Genomic DNA, 20,122 nt, shown 5'->3' with positions numbered 1-20,122 from the left:
GAAACTCACAAATAATTGGAAGCTAATTAAAAAGGGGAGATTAGGAAAATGAATATCGGTTTTAGAGTATTTCCAGTTGAAAATCGTGTTGATAAAAGGATAGTCGAGGAGTTCCAAAACGTTGTCACCCCTCATATCAGTGATAATATGAGCCGGCTGCAAGGTGCGATTTCTGACTTAAGACCCTATCATAAAGGGGGAAAACTTGTAGGTACAGCTGTAACAGTCAAAACAAGACCGGGGGATAACTTAATGGTCCATAAAGCAATTGATCTAGCACAACCTGGTGATGTTATTGTAGTTGATGCAGGCGGGGATACAACAAACGCAATTGTTGGGGAGATTATGCAAAGAATAGCCAAAAAAAATGGTATAGCAGGATTTGTGATTCACGGTGCTATTCGGGATTCACTAGCTTTCAAACATGATTCATTTCCTATCTATGCAAAAGGAGTAACTCATCGTGGCCCATATAAAGATGGACCAGGTGAAATCAATGTCCGCATCTCTCTTGGTGGTATGATTATCAACCCAGGTGACCTTATCGTAGGGGATGAAGATGGTCTTATAGTTGTCCCTATAGAAAATGTAGAAGAAATCCTTCAAAAAGTAAAAATTCAAGCTCAAAGAGAGGAAGAGATTTTTCAATCAATTGAGCAAGGGACAGTAGATAGAAGTTGGGTTGATAGTACTTTGAAGGAAAAGGGCTGTGAAATTTTTAGTACTTCTGAATCTTTAATAAGTAGGGAGGGACATTAAATGAAGCCAAAAGTTTATATAACAAGGCGAATCCCAGAACACATCGTAAAGAGAATTAACAAGACTTGCGAGGTACGAATGTGGGATCACGAAGATATTCCCATACCCTATGAGATTCTTGAAAAAGAAATTGGAAAGATTGATGGTTTATTATGTTTATTAACAGAAACAATAGACGATGCACTGTTAAGAAAAGCAAAAAAACTTAAAATCATCGCTAATATGGCAGTTGGCTATAACAATATTGATATTAACAGTGCGACTACACATGGAATTATGGTCACGAATACACCAGATGTTTTAACAGAAACCACAGCAGATTTAACGTTTGGTCTTTTAATGGCAACAGCTCGCCGTCTAATAGAGGCATCTGATTATTTGAAAAGTGGTGAATGGAAAACATGGTCTCCTATGCAACTGACTGGCCTGGACATACATGGAGCTACTTTGGGGATAATTGGCTTAGGTAGGATTGGAGAGGCATTAGTAAGAAGAGCAAAAGGGTTTGATATGAAGGTCCTGTATTCTAGTAGAAGCCGTAAATATGAACAAGAGTTTGAATTAGGCATAAACTATACCTCACTTGAAAACCTTTTACTAGAATCAGATTTTGTATGTGTCATGGTTCCTTACACTACAGAAACCAAAAATCTAATTGGATCGAAGCAACTTTCGTTAATGAAAGAGAATGCTGTACTTATTAATACGGCTAGAGGTGGAATTGTTAATGAAATAGCTTTATATAAAGCTATAAAAAATAGAGAGATTTGGGGGGCAGGTATTGATGTGTTTGAAAATGAGCCTGTTTCTTTAGATCACCCCCTTTTAACATTACCAAATGTGGTTACTCTTCCGCATATAGGTAGCGCGAGTATTGCAACTAGAACGAAAATGGCTAATCTCGCCGTGACTAATTTAATGACAGCTTTACAAAATGAAAAACCTCAAAACTTGTTAAACGATATTTGTTTTAATAACTAGTTAAAAAAATTGCTACTCAATTGAAATGGGAAATTACATGATTTAAAATAAAAATCGGTTTTTTTATGATGATACGGATAATACAACAGATGAGCTTTAACTATATCAATCTTCCGACTTAAACAGAAGTGGGGGAAGGTACTTACTTATGTGCTTCCACACCTCGCTTCTTGTATTTAGGTAATAACTATTATAACTGGAGGAGTTTGCTGAATGGAATTAAAAAGTGTAGGCTTTATCGGACTTGGAGCAATGGGAATGCCTATGGCAAAGAATGTTCTAAAAAAAGGCTATGAATTGCATGTGTCATCTCATAAAAATCGAAAACCTATAGAAGAATTAAAAAAGTATGGAGCGATTGAGCACATCTCGATAGCAGATATCATTTCACATAGCCAGGTTTTGATTAGTATTCTACCTACGGACAATGAAATGGAAAATGTGCTGCTTTCTGATCAAGTGCTGAAGAGTTTCAGCTCTGACAAGATATTAATTGAAATGACTTCAGGTTCTCCTGGAATGATGAAAAAGATTCATGCTGCTTATCAGGAAAAAAGGATTCGTGTTTTGGATGCACCGGTTAGCGGGGGAACATTTGGGGCTGAACAAGGAAATTTGACAGTAATAGCAGGTGGAGATTCAGAAGTACTGGAAAAAGCCAGACCAGTGTTGGAGGCAATTGCACAAAGTATTTATTTGGTAGGCTCTATTGGTGCAGGAAAAGCAATTAAAGCTATCAATCAAATGTTGGCAGGTATTCAGATGATTGCTTCGGCCGAAGCCGTGGCTTTAGCTGAACAACTAGATGTTGATATGGATATGCTGAAACAAGTGATAGGGAACAGTTCAGGGGCTTCTTGGATGTTGATGAACAAGTTGGATAGCTTGTTAAAAAGGGATTTTGCACCAGGATTTAAACTTAGCTTAATGAAAAAAGATATCCAGATCGCTGTGGACGAGGGGAAAAATAAGGAATTGCCGCTTTCTTCTTTCGCGCTTCAACTTTATAAGACTTCGGAGAAGGAGTTTGGAGAACAGGACTTCTCAGCAATTGGTAAAAACATTCTATCTTAAAAGTGTAAGGAAGTTAACGAAGATCTATAGGATATCATAAGGTACTGTAATTCAGTGGCTACATTCATAATGATTATGGGAAGGGTGTGATTAATATGGAGAAGGATTTAGTCATAGTCTTAGCACCGGATTCATTTAAGGAAAGCATGACAGCCAAAGAGGCTTGTGAAGCAATTGAAAGAGGTATAAAAAAAGTAAATGATAAGATTACTTGCATTCATGTACCGATGGCAGATGGAGGCGAAGGTACAATGCAATCTTTGGTCGATGCTACTGGAGGAGAATTTCATCCGTTAAATGTAATTGGGCCACTTGGAAACGAAGTGGAAGCACGCTATGGGATTCTAAGAGATGGGGTAACCGGAGTAATAGAGATGGCTAGCGCAAGTGGAATCCAATTAGTCCCATTAGAAAAAAGAAATCCGCTAATTACAACAACATATGGAACGGGACAGCTTATAAAAGCCTGTTTAGATCACGGAGTTAAAAAATTATTGATAGGCATAGGAGGAAGTGCGACTAATGATGGCGGAGCAGGTGTTGTACAGGCATTAGGTGGGAAGTTGTTAGATAAAGAAGGAAAGGAACTCAGGTTTGGTGGCAGTGAGTTAGGAAAGTTAGCTAGAATAAACTTAACAGAACTTGATCCTCGTTTGAAACATGTAGTTGTCGAAATAGCCTGTGATGTGACCAATCCTCTTTGTGGAGAAAGTGGAGCATCACGTATTTTTGGCCCTCAAAAGGGAGCCAATCCAGAAATGGTTGAAATACTAGAAAGTAACTTAAGAAAATATGCCAATGTCATAAAAGAACAATTGAACAAGGAAGTTTTAGATATTCCCGGTGCAGGAGCAGCTGGGGGACTGGGAGCTGGACTTATTGTATTTTTAAATGGAGTATTGAAAAGAGGCATTGATATGGTAATAGAATATACCGGTTTAGAAGAAAAAATAAAAGTCGCTGACATGGTCTGGACTGGTGAAGGAAGTATTGATTTTCAAACACAATACGGGAAAACGCCATATGGAGTTGCAACTATGGCCAAGAAATATAATAAACGGGTAATAGCGCTGGCAGGAAGAGTAAGTGGTGATATTGATATACTATATGAAAAAGGGATTGACTCCTTATTTAGTATACAGCAAGGGGCATCTTCTTTAGAAGAAGCATTAGCTAATGGAAAGGAAAACTTGGAGAAAACGGCTGAGAGCATTATAAGGTTTTATGAAATTATTAAAGTAAAAAATTCAATTGAAATAAACACAAAGTTTTAAAGACGGTAATCCCCTTTTCGAAGTCTAAAGAAAAGCTGTATGCGCTGCTTGGTCCCTATCAAAATAGAATTTACAATCAATTAAAGGATTGTGTGTTTGTAACATTTAAAACGCTGTGTAAGTCCTTTTTTTTGAAGTTTACGACATGCTACAAAAACAAAAGTAAGGTACCTGCAAATCATTGTATACTTGTTTAGGAATTTACAAAAAAAGAATAGTACCTTTTCTCGTTTCTTTTTCATTTTTTTGTTTCTGAGAAAGGAACCGCAATTCATTCATAGTTAGGTGGTTGTTATATTTGAAAGATAAGTGTATGGGTATTGATATTGGTGGAACCAGCATAAAGTTAGCTTTATAAAATTAGATGAATGACGTTAGCGAAGTGGGAAATACCGACAGATATCTCCTTTGGTAGCCAAGAGGGTTAATTAAAATGGAATCTATTCTATATACTGTTCCAGGTATTGGCCTCACCTGGGGTAGACTAGAAAAACATCATTGGACTTCTTATTCTACTATTTAGGGTTGCAGGGTTGTTTCTCTTAGTAGTTTCTCGGTTTCAATTAAACAAGCACCCTTGTCATGTAGGTATTCAAGTGAGATACCCCTTTTTAATGCTGTTTGTTCCATTAATCTAATTTCATGATACATAGCCGTAGACAAGATTCCTTTTTCAATGTTCCTATTTATTTCATAATAAAATCCTGCCAATAATTCTAACGGTAATTCATCGTAAAGGGAACTTTTTTTGTTCACCATAAAGCACCTCCTCTTTCTACAACAATAAAACTAGCATACATATTTGTAATAAAAACATAAGGGATCTTAAGGGGAGCGTTCAGCTAGGGAAACCCTGAATTTGACCGAATACAGAGTTTTTTTTGTATTTGAATAACATGATTGATGAATCACTGTTTCTTATTCGGAAGAAGCTAGCTGTAGCATAAAATAGGGTATTTCTTCTATGTACTGTTCCGAGTATTGGCCCCAACTACGCCAGATACTATGACGGCCACGCATGCCATCCAACCTATTATCATCATAAAAGAAAGCGCTTACATTGTCAAGGGTTTGGTTTTGAAAAACTAGTAAAAAACCTTTGGTATGATAAAGGTGTTCCCAGGCTGAGAGGAGTAAGAAAGGTACGCCCTATAATAAAAGATGATTTACCTTTTTAGAAAAATCAACTAAAAATAATTTAGGGATCTCTTTAGAGGTTCTGACTACATTTTGGATCAGCTAGCACCTGCCAAGTTGAAACGTTCCATGATGCTTAAACAATTGCTGCATCTTCACGTAATGGATTATCAGCAATAATTGTTGTTAATCAATCGTTTGATTAAAATGGATAACCATTTCGAAATGGGGGAGGAGATGAAGTTAAGCCAAAAAGTAGTTTCCTGCCTCATGACATTGTATAGTTGAAACCAACATACCGAAGAATTAGTATGTATGGATGTTTCCCCATCTGGTTAGATGGGAAAGTCCATATCGGAGGAGATTGACGCTTATCTAGCTCTATAAGCATCAATATAAAAATAAATCTTCTTGAAAGCCGGATTTTCCTCTAAGGCTATTTCTAGCTAAGTTAATGTATTTCCTTGATGAGAGATAAACGAATGGAGAAGATCTTTTGGTTATTATCCTTTATGGACAGGGTTTGTTCATTAAGGTTAAGTTTATACATATCGCCTTTGCATGTTTCTAATAGCCCATCTTTAAAATAAGTGATTGTCATTATTCCATTTTTTTTTAATGATTTTAAGATCAATTGATCATCTCCTTCCTGTTTGGCTTTACTAAAGTTACTTTAATGCTAGAAATCAGTTTTTTATGATGATTAGTAAAAATGAAACAATAGAGAGTATAGCATATAGTATACACCAATAATTGAAAGCGTTTTCATTCATATTTGAACGTTGTGTGAAAATATCAATATGTGTCTGTTGGATACTATAAAGGATATAGGAAAAAATAATAATGGCTGCCATTAATTCGAGGGCATGCATTGCGAGCTGTCTATGTATTTCATATGAGACTAAAGGAAGATAGTACGATTTTTAGAGGAGACCTTGAAGAAGAGGTAATTCAAAAGGGGAATATCATTCAGAAGGAAAAGCTTCATTTAAGATTCAAAGCTTGGGAACATGGCTAATTCAATGGATTGTAGCGTCAGTTAGTTCAAAACTATGCTGCTATTTGCTGGTATTAGAAATCGGGACGTTTTTACACAAATGGTGGATTCAGGGATAATTCGTTTAATAATATATTTCAAGTCAAAACGGGTGAGGAGGAGTGAGCATGAAAAAGTTTAAAGTGAGTGCTATGACATTGGTAGCTGCATTGTTGTTCCCTTCTTCCACATTTGCAAGTGGCTGGGATTACTTAGGAGAATAATCGCTTTATTCTAATGGTGCTGAAAGTGATGTGTTTGCCTCTACTGGTGGAGATTATAATATTTGTAGGGATTCTTACGTGGGTCCAGCTGGTAAGTTAAAAGTTGAATTATGGGAGTATGATCCTGACAGTTATAATGATTATGTATGGGTAAGATATTTAAATCGAGGCCAATGTGGTATTTTCCGGGGTATTGGTAATTTTGTTGATGGAGGAAATGAAGCGGAATTTTTGCGAAATCAAGGACTAACAGTGATATGCATTTAATCTGTTATGATTAATTCACTAACTGAATGAAAAAAACTGGGATTGATTTGTAAAGGCTAGAGACCCTTTTTTCACCCAAACAAATTCTTTTAAATAAAACGCGACTATTGCCCTTGTATCAGCCTGAAAAGTTGGTGCGGGAGGGTTATTTTGTTTGTTGACCATTTCAAATAAATGGGGTATTTCTACAACATTCTGTATGTGTCGCTTCGGCATTAAATGATTTGATAAACTACGAACTATACGTCTCATGCTCGCCTAAATTCTGTAGGTTCCTGTACCATTTACTGCTTGCGGCCATACCGAACGAGCCGGAAACCATAAGAATAAGGGATTAAAGGATTAAAAGAATAAAAGGTCACAAGGATAGCAGCCACCCGGCAGCTTTTTTTATTATTTTTTCCCTTTGCCTTCCGAATCGTAAAACAGCGCAGGCCGGCTAACCTTCCTGCCGGTAGGACACCCGAACCTTTCCGGCAGGAAGCTAAGGCGGCCAGCCCATGGCTGGTATCTACATTGGAAAAAATCCCTAATTCAAAGGGAGTTAAATCAAGTCTATTTAATTTTTTAATTAAGGAAGGTTATTTAAGCTTTAACGCAGATGAGGGAATTCTTAAGGGCATTAGAGAGCTTTTAAAGCAAGTCCCAAAAGGATTTATGCGTCTATGGGAGATATATTTCAACGAAAGAATGGAGCTTAGGAATAGGCAAGTAAAGTTTAATGCGAGGAATCCATTATCCCTTTTAACAGTAAAGGAAGATATAGAAATATTTGTAAGGTTAGTCCGGTGGTTACAAATCAACTGTAAACATATAGAATCTTGGGATAATGTTCAACAAGAAGATATACATGAATTTCTATTAACTTTGACACCTAAGCATCGTGAGATTGTGAGGAAAGATTTATTAGTTCTCTTCAAGTTAGCCAAAAGAAAAAGACAAATAACCCTTATACCTGTCTTGGATATAAAATCTAGAGAGCTTCCTCCAACTATCGAGCCTTTAACCTTTGATGAGCAAGTAAGAGTGGCTAAAGTAATAAAAAGTCGCCTCTATGAACAACCCTTAGAGTGTTTATTGACAACCCTATGTTTTTATCATGGGTTATCTTCATCACATATTAGAAATATAAAAATAAGTGACATAAAGGTTGATTTGAAGGCAATTTACCTTAATGAGAGATCCCCTGTTTATTTATCTAATGATGAACTAATAGTAATAAATGAATACATTAAACAAAGATCGAACATTAGAAATGTACAGAATAAGTCTTTTTTAATTTTAGGTTCGAGTTCATCAGAGGTATATCAGGATCGTCCAATCAATAGCACCTTCATTGCAAGAAAGGTAAAGGCTTTTTGTGGTTTTACACCTAAGTCTCTAAGAATTACTTGTTTTAGTATGATAGCAAGCAATTTTGGACCACAAATACTCGTCGAAGGGTTTGGCCTATCATTAACGCAAGCTTCAAGATATGGGAAGCTAGAGGATTATCTTTTAGAAGAACAAATAAGATCTGAACGTGATTTTATTAAGGAAAATGGGACTTAACTTTTAATTAAGAGGTGATCTAGTTAATGGGGAAATCAGTAATGATTGAACAGTATAACCCGTTTTATATGCTGTTTTTTGATAATGTAGGATTTTTTCTTATTTAGCAATCGGCCAGATTGTTGAGTAAGGAGGTATGTTAGGACTAACGGGTGCTTTACTTCATTAAGGGAGTTGCTTAGGCAGCTCTCTTTCTTATGGCACTAACGGGGCAGGATAGTTCCATAAGGAATACAGTTAAGTGACATTAAATTTAAAACATAATAAAGTTGTTTAAAAACGTCAGTCATGTTATTCCATTAAATGGCCAGATTGTTGAGGAACGTTTTCAATAAAATTGGATATTTCTGTTGAAATATAGAGTGAGATTGTAAAGTTTCTCACTTAATGTCTGCGAATAATAAAGTTGTTTAAAACGTAATAAAGTCCTATAAAAAACAAAATAGTTGTTAAAAAAAGTGGTGTATAATTGGGGTTTTATACCACTTTTTAATTTTTTCTTTGTATAATAAAAATATGAATAATAGACTCATCTATACAAAGTAAAAAGAGCCATTTATCAAAATGATTATCGAAAAAGCTAAGAATAAACAATAGTTATAAATCATCATTAAAGGGAGATTAATTTTAATGTATATTTCAAATATCAATATAACTAATTATAAAAACTTCCGTACCAACTCTATAGATTTTAATAATGGTATAAACGTTATTTTAGGACATAATAATGCTGGTAAATCAAATTTATTACGAGCATTAGCATTAATTTTTAATTCTAATAGTAAAAAGCATTTATCAATTGATGATTTTAATAAAAATATACCAATTGAAGAATTAAAAGAATATCCACCTAGTATTAAAATAACTGCTACTTTAAAGCAAGACGACTGTGAAGAATTAATGAGTGATGACTTAGTGACTGTAAGTAACTGGCTAACTAAGTTAGAAGAACCTTATGAAGCTAAACTGCAATATGAATTTTACCTCCCAACTAAGTTTCATGAAAAGTATCAGAGCGTAATAAATGAAGCGAAAAATATATTTGAAGTATGGCAAGTTATTCAAGATGAATTTCTGAGACTATATACATATAAAATTTGGGGTGGAGAATCTACTAATCAAATAACTGCTGATAGTGAATCATTAAATAAATTTGATTTTCAATTTTTAGATGCAATAAGAGATGTCGAAAGGGATATGTTTAGCGGAAAAAACACGCTATTAAAAAATGTATTAGATTTCTTCATGGACTATAACATAAAATCTGATAACTCTTTAGAAAAGGAACAAAAGGAAGCTGCTATTAAAGAGAAAAAGAAAGAATTCGGAGATTTTGCGGGGAATTTAATTACACTATTGAACGAGCGAATGACAGAAGGTAAAAAACACATTTTATCATATGCAAATGATATAGGTGCTTCATTTGACAAGTCTACTCCTAACTTTGACGGTAGTATAACAGATATCGAACTTTATTCTGCTTTAAAATTAATTGTTGAATATGAAACAGGTATTAAGATGCCTATTATTAATAATGGACTTGGCTACAATAATTTAATATTTATGTCGCTCTTACTTTCAAAAATGCAGGTTGATGCAAATGAAGAATATTTAGGTAGTAATGCTAAAGTATATCCGATGTTAATAATTGAAGAGCCTGAAGCACATTTACATCCTACAATGCAAAGGCAATTACTAAATTTTCTTAAAAAAAATTTAAAGAACAAAAAAGTGAGACAAATTTTCGTTACTACACATTCTACTCATATAACAGGTGCTGTGAATTTGGATGAATTAATTTGTATCTATAAAAATGGCAGCGAAACTTTAATTGGTTATCCAGGAAAGTCTTTCGGTGAAAATGAAGAGAGTAAAAAATATGTTCAAAGATTTTTAGATGCTACTAAATCAAATATGCTATTTGCTGAAAAAATCATCTTAGTAGAAGGGTTAGCAGAACAGCTATTAATGTCGATATTCGCTGAATATCTAGATACTTCTTTAGAAGATTGTCATATTGCTGTGATTAACGTAGGAGGTAAATATTTCAATCATTTTTTAAACCTATTTAATGTTTCTAATCCATACTCTATTAAAAGAAAAGTAGTATGTATAACAGATAGGGATCCTGAGCGAAAACAGTTAACTTCTAGTGATAAGACTGCAAAAAAATCATTTAAAAAATGTTATCCATTTGAAATGTATATAGAGGAAACTGGATATGATTATAAAAGAAATGAAGAGATAAAAATTTATCCTGATAATATTAGATTCCTTCTACAAGATGAAAAATATGGAAAAACTTTAGAGTACGATTTGATTCGTTTTAACCCAAACTTTAAGGGGTTGGTTACAGAGTCTACAGCCAATAAAGACGAGATTTTTAAGCTAATGGATCAATATAGTAATGGTGAATCATTGGATTTAATGCTTAAAAATGTAAATGCTTCAAAAGAAAACGAACGAATTGGACAAGCATTAACAGACGAACGGTTAAAATGGGAAGACGAAGATAAGAAAATAGCATTAATCGCTGCAAGATATTTAAATTCAGTAGGAAAAGGGGTTAACGCATTAGAGTTAGCTTATGTACTAGAGGAAAACTTATTGAAAAAGAAAATTGCTGGAGAAAAAGAAAGCACTGAATTTAAAAAGTTTATCGTACCAGATTATATTAAAGAAGCAATAGAATGGATGTGTGAAGAATGATTCTTATTTCTTCTGAAGATACAATAGATATTGAGCAACATTTCAAAGTTACTGCGGGGCCAGGCGCCGGCAAAACTCACTGGCTAATAAATCATATTAAAAACACATTGAAAAATTCTGAGAGACTAGAGAAGACACGGAAAATAGCATGTATAACATATACCAATGTAGCTGTAGAAACCATTTTGAACAGGCTAGGAACGCAATCCGTCAATCAAGTAGAAGTTTCAACTATTCATAGTTTTTTATATAGTCATATTGTTAAACCATATCTTACGCATATAGCAGAATTATTTGACATAGAATTTCAAAAAATAAAGGGTCATGATAACATCGAACCTAAATATAATAAAGTTCAATTTTGGTTAGAAAATCATTCTATGACTGAAAAGTTAAGGCATCCTTATACAATAAATCAATTGCTAAAACTACCAGAAAACAAAGATGCGCTATTCAATTGGTTATCTAGTGTTAAATATAGTTTTAATAGTGAACTAACATTATATTTAAGAGGTGAGGAAAGTAAGGCTAAACAGTTACGTAAGATAGTTAAAATCTTAGAAACAGACTTATTTAGTTATAAAAAATTATATTGGCAGGATGGTAAAATTGATCATGATGATGTGCTGTATTTTAGTTATGAGTTGATTACAAGATACCCATTTATTTTAAACGTGTTACGTGCTAAATTTCCTTATTTTTTTATAGATGAATTTCAGGATACTAATCCGATTCAAGCTAAGATAGTATCCTTATTAGCAGAAGAAGAAACTATTGTAGGGGTAATTGGAGATCCTGCACAATCAATATATTCATTTCAAGGTGCTAGTATAGAAGATTATCTTAAATTCAAAATTGATAATCTTTGTGAATATACTATTACTGAAAATAGACGAAGTTCTAATCAAATAATTGATTTATTAAATGAAGTTAGAACAGATATTGATCAAACTAAATTTAGAAATGTAGACCATGATAGACCTGTCTTATTTGTAGGGAATAGTATAGAGGCATATAATGAAATCCAAGAGATATATGGTGATGATATGTTCATTCAAACCTTAGCTAGAGATAATCCAACCGCAAATGCAATGAAATTTGAGGTAGACAATAGTAAGTTAAATACTAAACTATTGGTTGAATTAGCTTCAAAAGATAATCCAAAACGATATAGTATTATAAAAAGTTCAATGGAAGCTCTAGAGTTCGCTAAACATAGTGATTATAAAAATGCTATAAAAATAATGAGTACAAATTTTAGTTGTTATTCTGAAAAAGAACAATTCAATAAATCTGTATCAATTTTACAAAAATTAATAAAAAAACAAGGGACGTTTTTTGAAGAACCTTTAATGGAATTCTATCAATTAGTTAGAGAAGATATAGAAATGCCCGGTTTTAGAAAAGGTGCTACCCAAGATTTTTATAATACATATTCTTATAAAGAGGTAGCATTATGTATAAGCTATAAAGAAGATATCAGTCACCATAGGACTATTCATAAATCCAAAGGGGATGAGTTTCAAAATGTCTTATTGATAGCAGGCACGATAGAGTTTCTTACTAATCCAAACTTAGCTGAAGACGAAGAACAACGAATTTATTATGTAGGTATAAGTAGAGCTATGGATAGATTATTTATAGTGACGCCCAAATTATCAAAAGCGAATCGAGCAAAAATAGAGTCTAAATTCAACTTTCAAATAATAGATTTAGAAAAATAACCTCAATTAATTTAAGGTTAAATATAATCGGAATCTTAGATAGTATAAAGGGAGCTATGTTTAATTATTCGCTTTGTGAAATTAAGCAACTTTATTATTCTAAAAAATTACACGATGAAATAAGAAATATAGTTTTTAAACAACTTTAATAACCTTCCATCAATCGCTTTGATAGAAGGTTACTTTTTTTAGAGATAAAATTAAACAACTTTATTGTTTCCAAACACCTAAACTAACAGAGCAGGATAGTTCAAGAATGGAGGTAGCTGAGGCACCTCTTTTTCTTATTGAACAAACGGGCAGTTAGTTGAAGGACGAAAATAAAAGAACCTTTAGCTTGGACTACACAAAAGGGATAATTGTGGCTTTGAAATAAAGTTGAACTGTTTATAAAAAAGTCGCACCGTTTTGAAAAAAGTTTAACCGTTTGCATAAAAGATGAACCGGAATTCCTATCTCTTTAAAGATTGCGAGACTACTTACTATTTTATAGGTGGTCTTTTTAGTTTTCAGGAAAATAAAAAAGACATCAAATTATTCAAGAGAGAGTATAATGGTACGTATTAAAAATAAGGAGTTAAAAATGAATCTAGAAGAATTATTTAAAAAGTGGGTAAATCATACAAAAGAAGGAAGTCGTAGAAGTAATTTAGACAAAACAGATGAATGTTGGAAAAAGGTAATACAAGATATTCGTAATTGGGAGAACAGTGAAGATAAAGAAATAAATGAGTATGCAAAAGATCTACTGTATACAGGGAAAATAAAAAGAGTTCATTTAGACCTTGATGAAGTGAATTACGATAATCATTATGTTTCATGGACATTAGCTGAAAAATTTGAAGATTTATATTGGTTCAGTCCATCGTATCCTCATACAATAATCACAGCAGAAGCAACAAAAGATAATCCAGGAATTAGTATTATAGGATTTATAGAAGCTATGAAGAAATTTGTGGATGAAGATTATGAATTAATCTCACCAGCTATCAGAAAAGAACAAGAAGTGATTTTTCTGTTACAAGAAAAATCAATATTAAGCATTAAAAAAATAAAATAGAGATGAAAAATGACATTAAATTCTTAGGGAACAGAAGGGTTTTTGGATGTTAAATAATAGTTCTAGTACCACTTACTCTATGGGAAATATAACTCTTCATTCAAACTTACTTATGATATTGCAAAGGTTTTAAAAGTACCTATTGAAGTTCTGTTTTGGTTTGAAGAATAGGTTAGGTATAAGTAAACAGTTAAAATAGATATGTTCATAAGTTTTGATCAATCTTTTTTATAAAAACTAAATGCAGATTTCTAACAAAAGACTCCATTTTGATTAAACTTTATTTCAATTCAACAATAATTTCATATGCGAGATGCACTGCTATTATAGACTTTTAATATAATTACTTATTTATGGGTACTTCAAAAGAGAACAGCTTATAACATTCGTTGAAATCATTTTTAGATTCAGATCTTAAGACATTTGATTGACATACAGTAAAATAACAGGAATTGCTTCGTTTTTTGTCGAATTTTTTTCTTTGAAAAGAAAGGTCGGTTTGACAATGAAAACTCCAGGAGGACTAAATTATGTTGGATATATTTGACGGTAATTCTAAAATCTATAAAAAAATTGTCCACGAAGTGTTAGATATTGTTGTTAAACATTTCATGGAAGTGGGAAGCAGCCTTGAATACGATGAAATATACGGAAATGTATTTCCACTACATAAGCAGGATGAAGAAGATAGAGAAAATCAAGGATTGGCTTTTCTAAAAAAATTGCATAGGGAAATCATTGATAACTTTTCCCATGAATTTTCTCCTTTAAAAGAATATGTTTTATATCATATTCTGTTGTTTGTTCATGAAGGTTCAGAAGGAACCTTTTTACTTTCCGACACGATTCAAAAATCCTTAAAGAAAAGAGAGACAAGCATCCTGGATGAAGATGAATTAAATGTACTAAATTCTATTAAAACGCCTAAAGATTTAATTGGAGTTTGTTTTGAGGATTTGGATTTCCTTGGTGTTGAGGAGATATTTGACATATACAAAACCAATCCCAAAATTGTAACCGATTTTCTCCATGTCGATTTAGAATATTATAAAGACTTGCTGCCTGATGACATCTTATCTGAGTACAACCAAATTCAAGAATACCTCAATCCTGAAGAAAGGAGCACCAAACAGGATACAGACGTTAAAACAGTAACAGAAACTATAAATAGCAAAGATGATTTTTATAAAAAAGTGGATTATTTAATTGCTACGTTCAAGCATTATATTGAACACAAAAAGGGACATACTCTTTTCAATAATAAAATGGGACAAGCTAAAGAAAAGCAGGTTCAAGTAGCATTCGGTATGGTGGCTAATCTAGCTCTACAAGAATCTGGAATTGTAATCTCACCAGAAGTTGACACAGGGAGAGGAACCGTTGATTTTCAACTTTCGAAAGGCGCAGATTTCCAAGCACTCATAGAACTTAAGTTAGGAAATCACGGAAGGTATAAAGATGGTTTAACTTACCAGTTACCTACCTACTTATTGACTGAACAAGTTGACTACGGTTTTTTTGTTTTGGTTTGTTATACGCAGGAAATCTATGAAGAGGCGAAATCTTTGCACCACAAAGCTGAAGAACTTAGTCAAAAATACAACAGGAAAATCCGATTCGAGAGAATCGATGCCAGTGGAACATTAGACTCCGCATCAAAAATTCGAACAGAGAAATATATGGGTTTTAACTAGTACCTCTTCTTGATAAAGTAGCAACCAAATATGAGAATTAGGATAGACTCTATCCAAAATGTTACACCTATATGAGTAAATAATGAAGAAGTGTACATAAACTAACGGGTGGCGTTAGTGAAAGAAGGACTAATCTATTTCTTATAACAATTTTGTAGTTCTGATCTTCAGCAATCGCTTGTCTTAATGAACTAACGGGTGCGTTAGCTGAAGATGTGAGCTGTCTTTATGGCAGCTCTTTCTTTATGCAACTATCGGGGCAGGTTAGTTCCATAAGAAACTGTTATAATTTGGAGATAGGTAGTGCATGAAAGAACATGCGAGGAAATGGGAGACAATTTTAGTGAATAAAAAAATGGGTCTATTAGGATTATTGGGGTTATTGTTATTTATGTTCGGTATTTACATTTCACAATGGACACTTTTTGGCATAGTGATTGGTATTGGTGGAGGTTATGTTATGGGGTTTAGTTCATTCAAATTATTTAATTAGTTATTGAACAAACGGGTGCGTTAATTGAACAAGGAGACATCTTAAAGGACCAAAAGGTGGTCCTTTTCTCTTTGTTAACAATGAATGAAATCCAAGTCTTAGTGAAAGACACTAAAGGTTTTCAAGCCATTATTCGTTTCTTCTTCGGTAATACCGATAATAAAGGTTTATGTAAACTGTTTAACCCACTAATAAATGGGTATAAAATATGAACGTTAATCAGTTATTAAAGTAAAAGGGAAGGAATGGGATAGATGAGCAAAGGACATTACATAATAAAAAGATCGACAATGTACTGTCACTATACCCAACGCCATGTGAATCAAGAAATCTCTTTTGTAGAAACGGATGAAAAGAAAGATATGATTAGTACTTGTACAGGCATACAGGGTAGCTGCAGTGATTGTTTGTTTCTTCTTGGTTATTCCCAAGCCAGAAAGGAACCAGAAAAGAAGCAATCAATGTTATTTATTCAAATCTCAAAAACAAATGATTTTTTATAATTAATGAGGAAATGAAATTCCATTTCTAATTTTATTTTAGAATCGTCCCAAAAGTGGACGGTTCTTTTGTCTTTAAGAAAGAAAAGAAGATAGATTAGTGAAAAACGCTAAAATGTTTCAATATGTTGTTGGTTTCTTCTTTTAGCGTACTCATAGACCTCCTGGAAGCAATTCGCGATATACATGTCGCGGATTTTTTGCGTTTTGCCTTCCTTGACCCGGAGAATCTTGTGTTGTTTGCCTTTAAGGTCCAGGATCTGCTTCGTAGCTTGAGTAGGTCCCCGACACGTAGGCCGGTTTCGCAGCCTACAACAAACAGGATGTAATCACGTTCCGAACAATGGCGCTTCAGCGCCCATTTCATATCTTCCAACTGCTGCTGATCACGGATCGGCTGCACATCTTTTGGTTGCGTTATCTTCATCGACCTTTCTTCTCTATTTAAAAATCCGGCTCAAAATCCTTATGTACTAATGATTTGAATGTACGATTTTTTCTCTTTTATCAGTATAAAGAGAAAAAAAGAAAAAAGTCAATGAAATCAAGGATTCGAATGTACGATAATTTATATTATCATACATTCGGAAGAAGAGAAAAAACCTTAATGAACTAACGGGGCAGGTTAGTGGATTTGCATACTAAAAGTGTAACTATTTAAACAAGAATTTGTTCTAAACCATATTGACACGTTATGTGTATTATGGGTATAGTACATCTATGGTATGTATGAACTACTTAGTACATACACTGGATGTCAGAGGAACAATAGGAGTTGTTTGAATGAATAGGAAGGTGATTTTTTGAAGGAGAACCAAGAATATAGAGTGCAGTGGAAGTTTGTTACCTTTACATTAGTCGTTGGTTTAATTGTTGCGGTTTTTTCAGTTATTTCTGATTATTTATCATTTTTAGTTGACGGTGTAACAGTTCTTGAATTCGTCATTGCGTATTTAGCGGTAATGATTAATTCTTTACCAATGTGGTTTATTGTAGCAATGCTTGTTGGCTATATATTTGCGAGGAACATTAAGAAGGCTGCGTTACTTGGGGCCATTTATACAATCACTGCAATTACGTTTTATTTCGTTATTGGAAACTTTTATACGGATATTCCAGTAACAGTAACGATATCATTCAAAGAACTTGCGATTTCATATGTGAACTGGTATGGGGCGTCAACCATTGGTGGTATCCTGGGTGGGGCTTTTGGATACTTAGTAAAAAAAACACCATTTGCATTACTGAGTTTACTTGTAGGATTAATCTTGCAGTTGTTTGTATATGGTACAAGTAGCTGGAGTGACCTCCTTGGTATTGCACAAAATGTTACCTTTTGTCTAATGATTATAAGCATTTTTATTTATTTAGTGATTGTGAAGAGAAATGATAGAAGTCAATATTTTGGAATGTGAAAAGATGTACTTAAACTAACGGGTGCGTTCGTATTATAAGGTTAGCCAGTTTTTACTGGTTGACCATTTTTTAATAGAATCTATTATATCAGTAGCCAGGGTAGGACGTACGGGTGCGTGGGACTTGATCCCGTGAACTAAACTGTCCGCCCCCTACTTGTAGAAACATGTTTGAGGCTGGTTGGGACGTAGATCTCGTATAACAAGCGAAGCTATGACACTACATGGAGGACTAGGGGTACTGGTTAGTAAGTAGAGGAGGGAAAACCAATGAATCCAGTTGTTGGTCTGGATGTGGCAAAAGGAGAGAGTCAAGTTCAGGCATTTTTAGATCAATCAAAACCGTATGGAAAGAGCTGCTCAATAAAGCATACTAGAGAGGAATTAGATCATTTTATTGGATTTCTAAAAGAAATCGAAGAGGTGACAGGGCAGATGCCTATGGTCATTTTAGAATCTACAGGGCATTACCATACTCCCGTTATTCAATTCTTGGAGGAACAAGGAGTTCTATATATCTTACTAAATCCGATTATTTCTTATCAGGCAAAGAAGTCCGGTTTACGAAAGGTAAAAACAGACGCAATCGATGCGTACCAGTTGTGTGTGCTGTATTACAAAGAGGATTTTGAATCTCATAAAATTAGAGGAATTCGGCTTTTAGACCTTCGGAATTTGTCCAGACAACAGGAAATCGTAACGAATATGTATGTGGAATCTAAACTTCAGTTTCACACCATTTTAGATTAACTGTTTCCTGAATAACGAAAAGTTTTTGGCGATTTATTCTCAAATGTTTCATTATTGATGTTAAAGGAATACCCTACTTCAGAGGCCGTAATAAAAGCCGGGGAAAGTAAACTAGCAGAGAGTGTAATGGAGTTCTGTCCTAGCCGATCGGGTCAATGGGCGTGGGGAAAAGCCAAAAAAATAATGGACTCCGCATCTCGAAATCCATTTCAAAAAAACGTGTATGAAAGTCACGTAATCAATCTACGTATGTATATTGAGTTGCTTTTTCATTACCAGGGACACCTCTCTGAGTTGGAAGATCGTATAGTGGCCCTGGCAAATGAACTGGAAGAATATAAGATCATCCAATCGATTCCCGGTATCGGAGAAAAAATCGCAGCCACGATTATCTCTGAAATTGGTGAAATCGATCGGTTTAATCACCCGAAAAAACTAGTTGCCTTCGCTGGAGTAGATCCAAGTGTTCACTCATCAGGTAAGTTTACGGCAACCATTAATCGTATTACTAAAAGGGGTTCGAGCAGACTACGTCATTCTCTGTATCTTGCCGTACTGTGCGGCATAAGAAGTTCAAGGAACAAAAAGCTTAAAGCATTCTATGATAAGAAAAAATCAGAAGGAAAACCGGCCAAAGTTTCAATCGTTGCCTGTATGAATAAGTTGCTTCATTGGATTTATGCTTTATTAAGCAGAAAAGAAACGTTCCTAGATTTAGCCTAATTAACGGTTTTGTGAAACAAAGAAAAATCCTTCCAAAAGGATTTTGGAGGGTTATTTGGCATGGCCAAAAATAGTATATCATAAGGGAAATGAAAATTTTAGAGAAAGATATTGACATCCTATTAGCTGGTTTAGTTGATTAAGGAACATTAAAATGATCAATCTTTTTTATAAAAAGAATAATCCAATTAAATAGTATAAGGGCATGTTTTGATAAAATCTTCAGTTTAGTGCATCCCAGTTGATTAATTTAATGATGAAACACGTACGGTGTTTTTTTGTATTCATTAACAAGATGGTTTCAAGAGGAAAGTGCTATTAGAAATTCTTATTTTACGGATTAAATGTTGACACTAAAGAAAAATAGCAGTATGATAATGAAGTCGCCTAAATTAATGAGCGATTTTAAAAAAAGAAACACTTCGTAGAAGTTGACAACTATTCAACGCTATGTTAAGATGAATTAGTTGAAAAAAACCTACAACAAATTGCTCTTTGAAAACTGAACAAAACAAAGCGCCAACGTTAAATTTTAAGTGAGCACACACTATTAAAAAAGCAAAATGAGCAAGTCAAACATTTCTTCGGAGAGTTTGATCCTGGCTCAGGACGAACGCTGGCGGCGTGCCTAATACATGCAAGTCGAGCGAATCTCAGGGAGCTTGCTCCCTGAGATTAGCGGCGGACGGGTGAGTAACACGTGGGCAACCTGCCTATAAGACTGGGATAACTTCGGGAAACCGGAGCTAAT

14 protein-coding genes, 1 rRNA gene and 3 pseudogenes are annotated in these 20,122 nt (G+C 34.0%); 15 read left to right on the top strand and 3 right to left on the bottom strand.

The window, feature by feature from the left end; translation table 11 throughout:
• Window positions 1-48: 48 nt before the first annotated feature.
• The 4 genes from ACQKFG_RS23665 to ACQKFG_RS23650 all read left to right on the top strand — a co-directional run bounded on the left by ACQKFG_RS23665 (window position 49) and on the right by ACQKFG_RS23650 (window position 4,088).
• Window positions 49-759, top strand: a complete 711-nt coding sequence (locus ACQKFG_RS23665; protein WP_377392833.1) for an RraA family protein — start codon at window positions 49-51, stop codon at window positions 757-759.
• Window positions 760-1,740 (top strand): 2-hydroxyacid dehydrogenase, encoded by a 981-nt coding sequence (locus ACQKFG_RS23660; protein ID WP_427563393.1) that lies wholly within the window; start codon window positions 760-762, stop codon window positions 1,738-1,740. It abuts the gene before it with no gap.
• A 213-nt stretch (window positions 1,741-1,953) separates the two neighbouring features.
• Window positions 1,954-2,814: an NAD(P)-dependent oxidoreductase gene (locus ACQKFG_RS23655; RefSeq protein ID WP_427563391.1), complete on the top strand. Its 861-nt coding sequence runs from the start codon at window positions 1,954-1,956 to the stop codon at window positions 2,812-2,814.
• Between the two features lie 95 nt (window positions 2,815-2,909).
• Complete coding sequence (locus ACQKFG_RS23650) at window positions 2,910-4,088, top strand: glycerate kinase (RefSeq protein ID WP_427563389.1); 1,179 nt, start codon at window positions 2,910-2,912, stop codon at window positions 4,086-4,088.
• 519 nt (window positions 4,089-4,607) lie between these two features.
• On the opposite strand, the gene ACQKFG_RS23645 is transcribed toward ACQKFG_RS23650, so the two are convergent.
• Window positions 4,608-4,847, bottom strand: a complete 240-nt coding sequence (locus ACQKFG_RS23645; protein ID WP_427563387.1) for a hypothetical protein — start codon at window positions 4,845-4,847, stop codon at window positions 4,608-4,610.
• Between the two features lie 829 nt (window positions 4,848-5,676).
• A complete protein-coding gene (locus tag ACQKFG_RS23640) occupies window positions 5,677-5,859 on the bottom strand; it encodes a YolD-like family protein (protein ID WP_427563386.1) in 183 nt (60 codons plus the stop codon).
• 1,409 nt (window positions 5,860-7,268) lie between these two features.
• On the opposite strand from ACQKFG_RS23640, the gene ACQKFG_RS23635 reads away from it, so the two are divergent.
• From ACQKFG_RS23635 to ACQKFG_RS23600, 8 genes and pseudogenes are all read left to right on the top strand, one after another.
• On the top strand, window positions 7,269-8,303 hold the full coding sequence (locus ACQKFG_RS23635; RefSeq protein ID WP_427563384.1) for a site-specific integrase: 1,035 nt from the start codon (window positions 7,269-7,271) through the stop codon (window positions 8,301-8,303).
• 630 nt (window positions 8,304-8,933) lie between these two features.
• On the top strand, window positions 8,934-11,012 hold the full coding sequence (locus ACQKFG_RS23630) for an ATP-dependent nuclease (protein WP_427563382.1): 2,079 nt from the start codon (window positions 8,934-8,936) through the stop codon (window positions 11,010-11,012).
• Window positions 11,009-12,736: a UvrD-helicase domain-containing protein gene (locus ACQKFG_RS23625; protein WP_427563380.1), complete on the top strand. Its 1,728-nt coding sequence runs from the start codon at window positions 11,009-11,011 to the stop codon at window positions 12,734-12,736. The genes ACQKFG_RS23630 and ACQKFG_RS23625 overlap by 4 nt, the downstream gene beginning before the upstream one ends.
• Window positions 12,737-13,319: 583 nt before the next feature.
• Entirely contained in the window at window positions 13,320-13,796 is a 477-nt protein-coding gene (locus ACQKFG_RS23620; protein WP_427563540.1) for a hypothetical protein, read from the top strand.
• 81 nt (window positions 13,797-13,877) lie between these two features.
• Window positions 13,878-13,967 (top strand): annotated as a pseudogene (locus ACQKFG_RS23615) (helix-turn-helix transcriptional regulator); the annotation flags it as partial.
• 359 nt (window positions 13,968-14,326) lie between these two features.
• The gene (locus ACQKFG_RS23610; RefSeq protein WP_427563378.1) at window positions 14,327-15,490 is read left to right on the top strand and encodes a hypothetical protein; all 1,164 of its coding nucleotides are present in this window, start codon (window positions 14,327-14,329) and stop codon (window positions 15,488-15,490) included.
• A 343-nt stretch (window positions 15,491-15,833) separates the two neighbouring features.
• Window positions 15,834-15,983 (top strand): hypothetical protein, encoded by a 150-nt coding sequence (locus ACQKFG_RS23605; RefSeq protein WP_427563376.1) that lies wholly within the window; start codon window positions 15,834-15,836, stop codon window positions 15,981-15,983.
• 254 nt (window positions 15,984-16,237) lie between these two features.
• On the top strand, window positions 16,238-16,486 hold the full coding sequence (locus tag ACQKFG_RS23600; protein WP_427563374.1) for a hypothetical protein: 249 nt from the start codon (window positions 16,238-16,240) through the stop codon (window positions 16,484-16,486).
• A gap of 140 nt (window positions 16,487-16,626) precedes the next feature.
• On the opposite strand, the pseudogene ACQKFG_RS23595 reads toward ACQKFG_RS23600, so the two are convergent.
• A pseudogene (locus ACQKFG_RS23595) lies at window positions 16,627-16,910 on the bottom strand (site-specific integrase); the annotation flags it as partial.
• Between the two features lie 376 nt (window positions 16,911-17,286).
• On the opposite strand from ACQKFG_RS23595, the gene ACQKFG_RS23590 reads away from it, so the two are divergent.
• From ACQKFG_RS23590 to ACQKFG_RS23580, 3 genes and pseudogenes are all read left to right on the top strand, one after another.
• Window positions 17,287-17,898 (top strand): hypothetical protein, encoded by a 612-nt coding sequence (locus ACQKFG_RS23590; protein ID WP_427563372.1) that lies wholly within the window; start codon window positions 17,287-17,289, stop codon window positions 17,896-17,898.
• A gap of 270 nt (window positions 17,899-18,168) precedes the next feature.
• Window positions 18,169-19,371 (top strand): annotated as a pseudogene (locus ACQKFG_RS23585) (IS110 family transposase).
• Between the two features lie 581 nt (window positions 19,372-19,952).
• Window positions 19,953-20,122: ribosomal RNA gene (locus ACQKFG_RS23580) — 16S ribosomal RNA — on the top strand; the annotation flags it as partial.

Origin of the sequence: Peribacillus sp. NPDC076916 (assembly GCF_050269675.1) — a bacterium.
GTDB classification, from domain to species: Bacteria; Bacillota; Bacilli; order Bacillales; family DSM-1321; genus Peribacillus; species Peribacillus aracenensis.
This window is presented reverse-complemented; position numbering and strand designations above follow the sequence as displayed.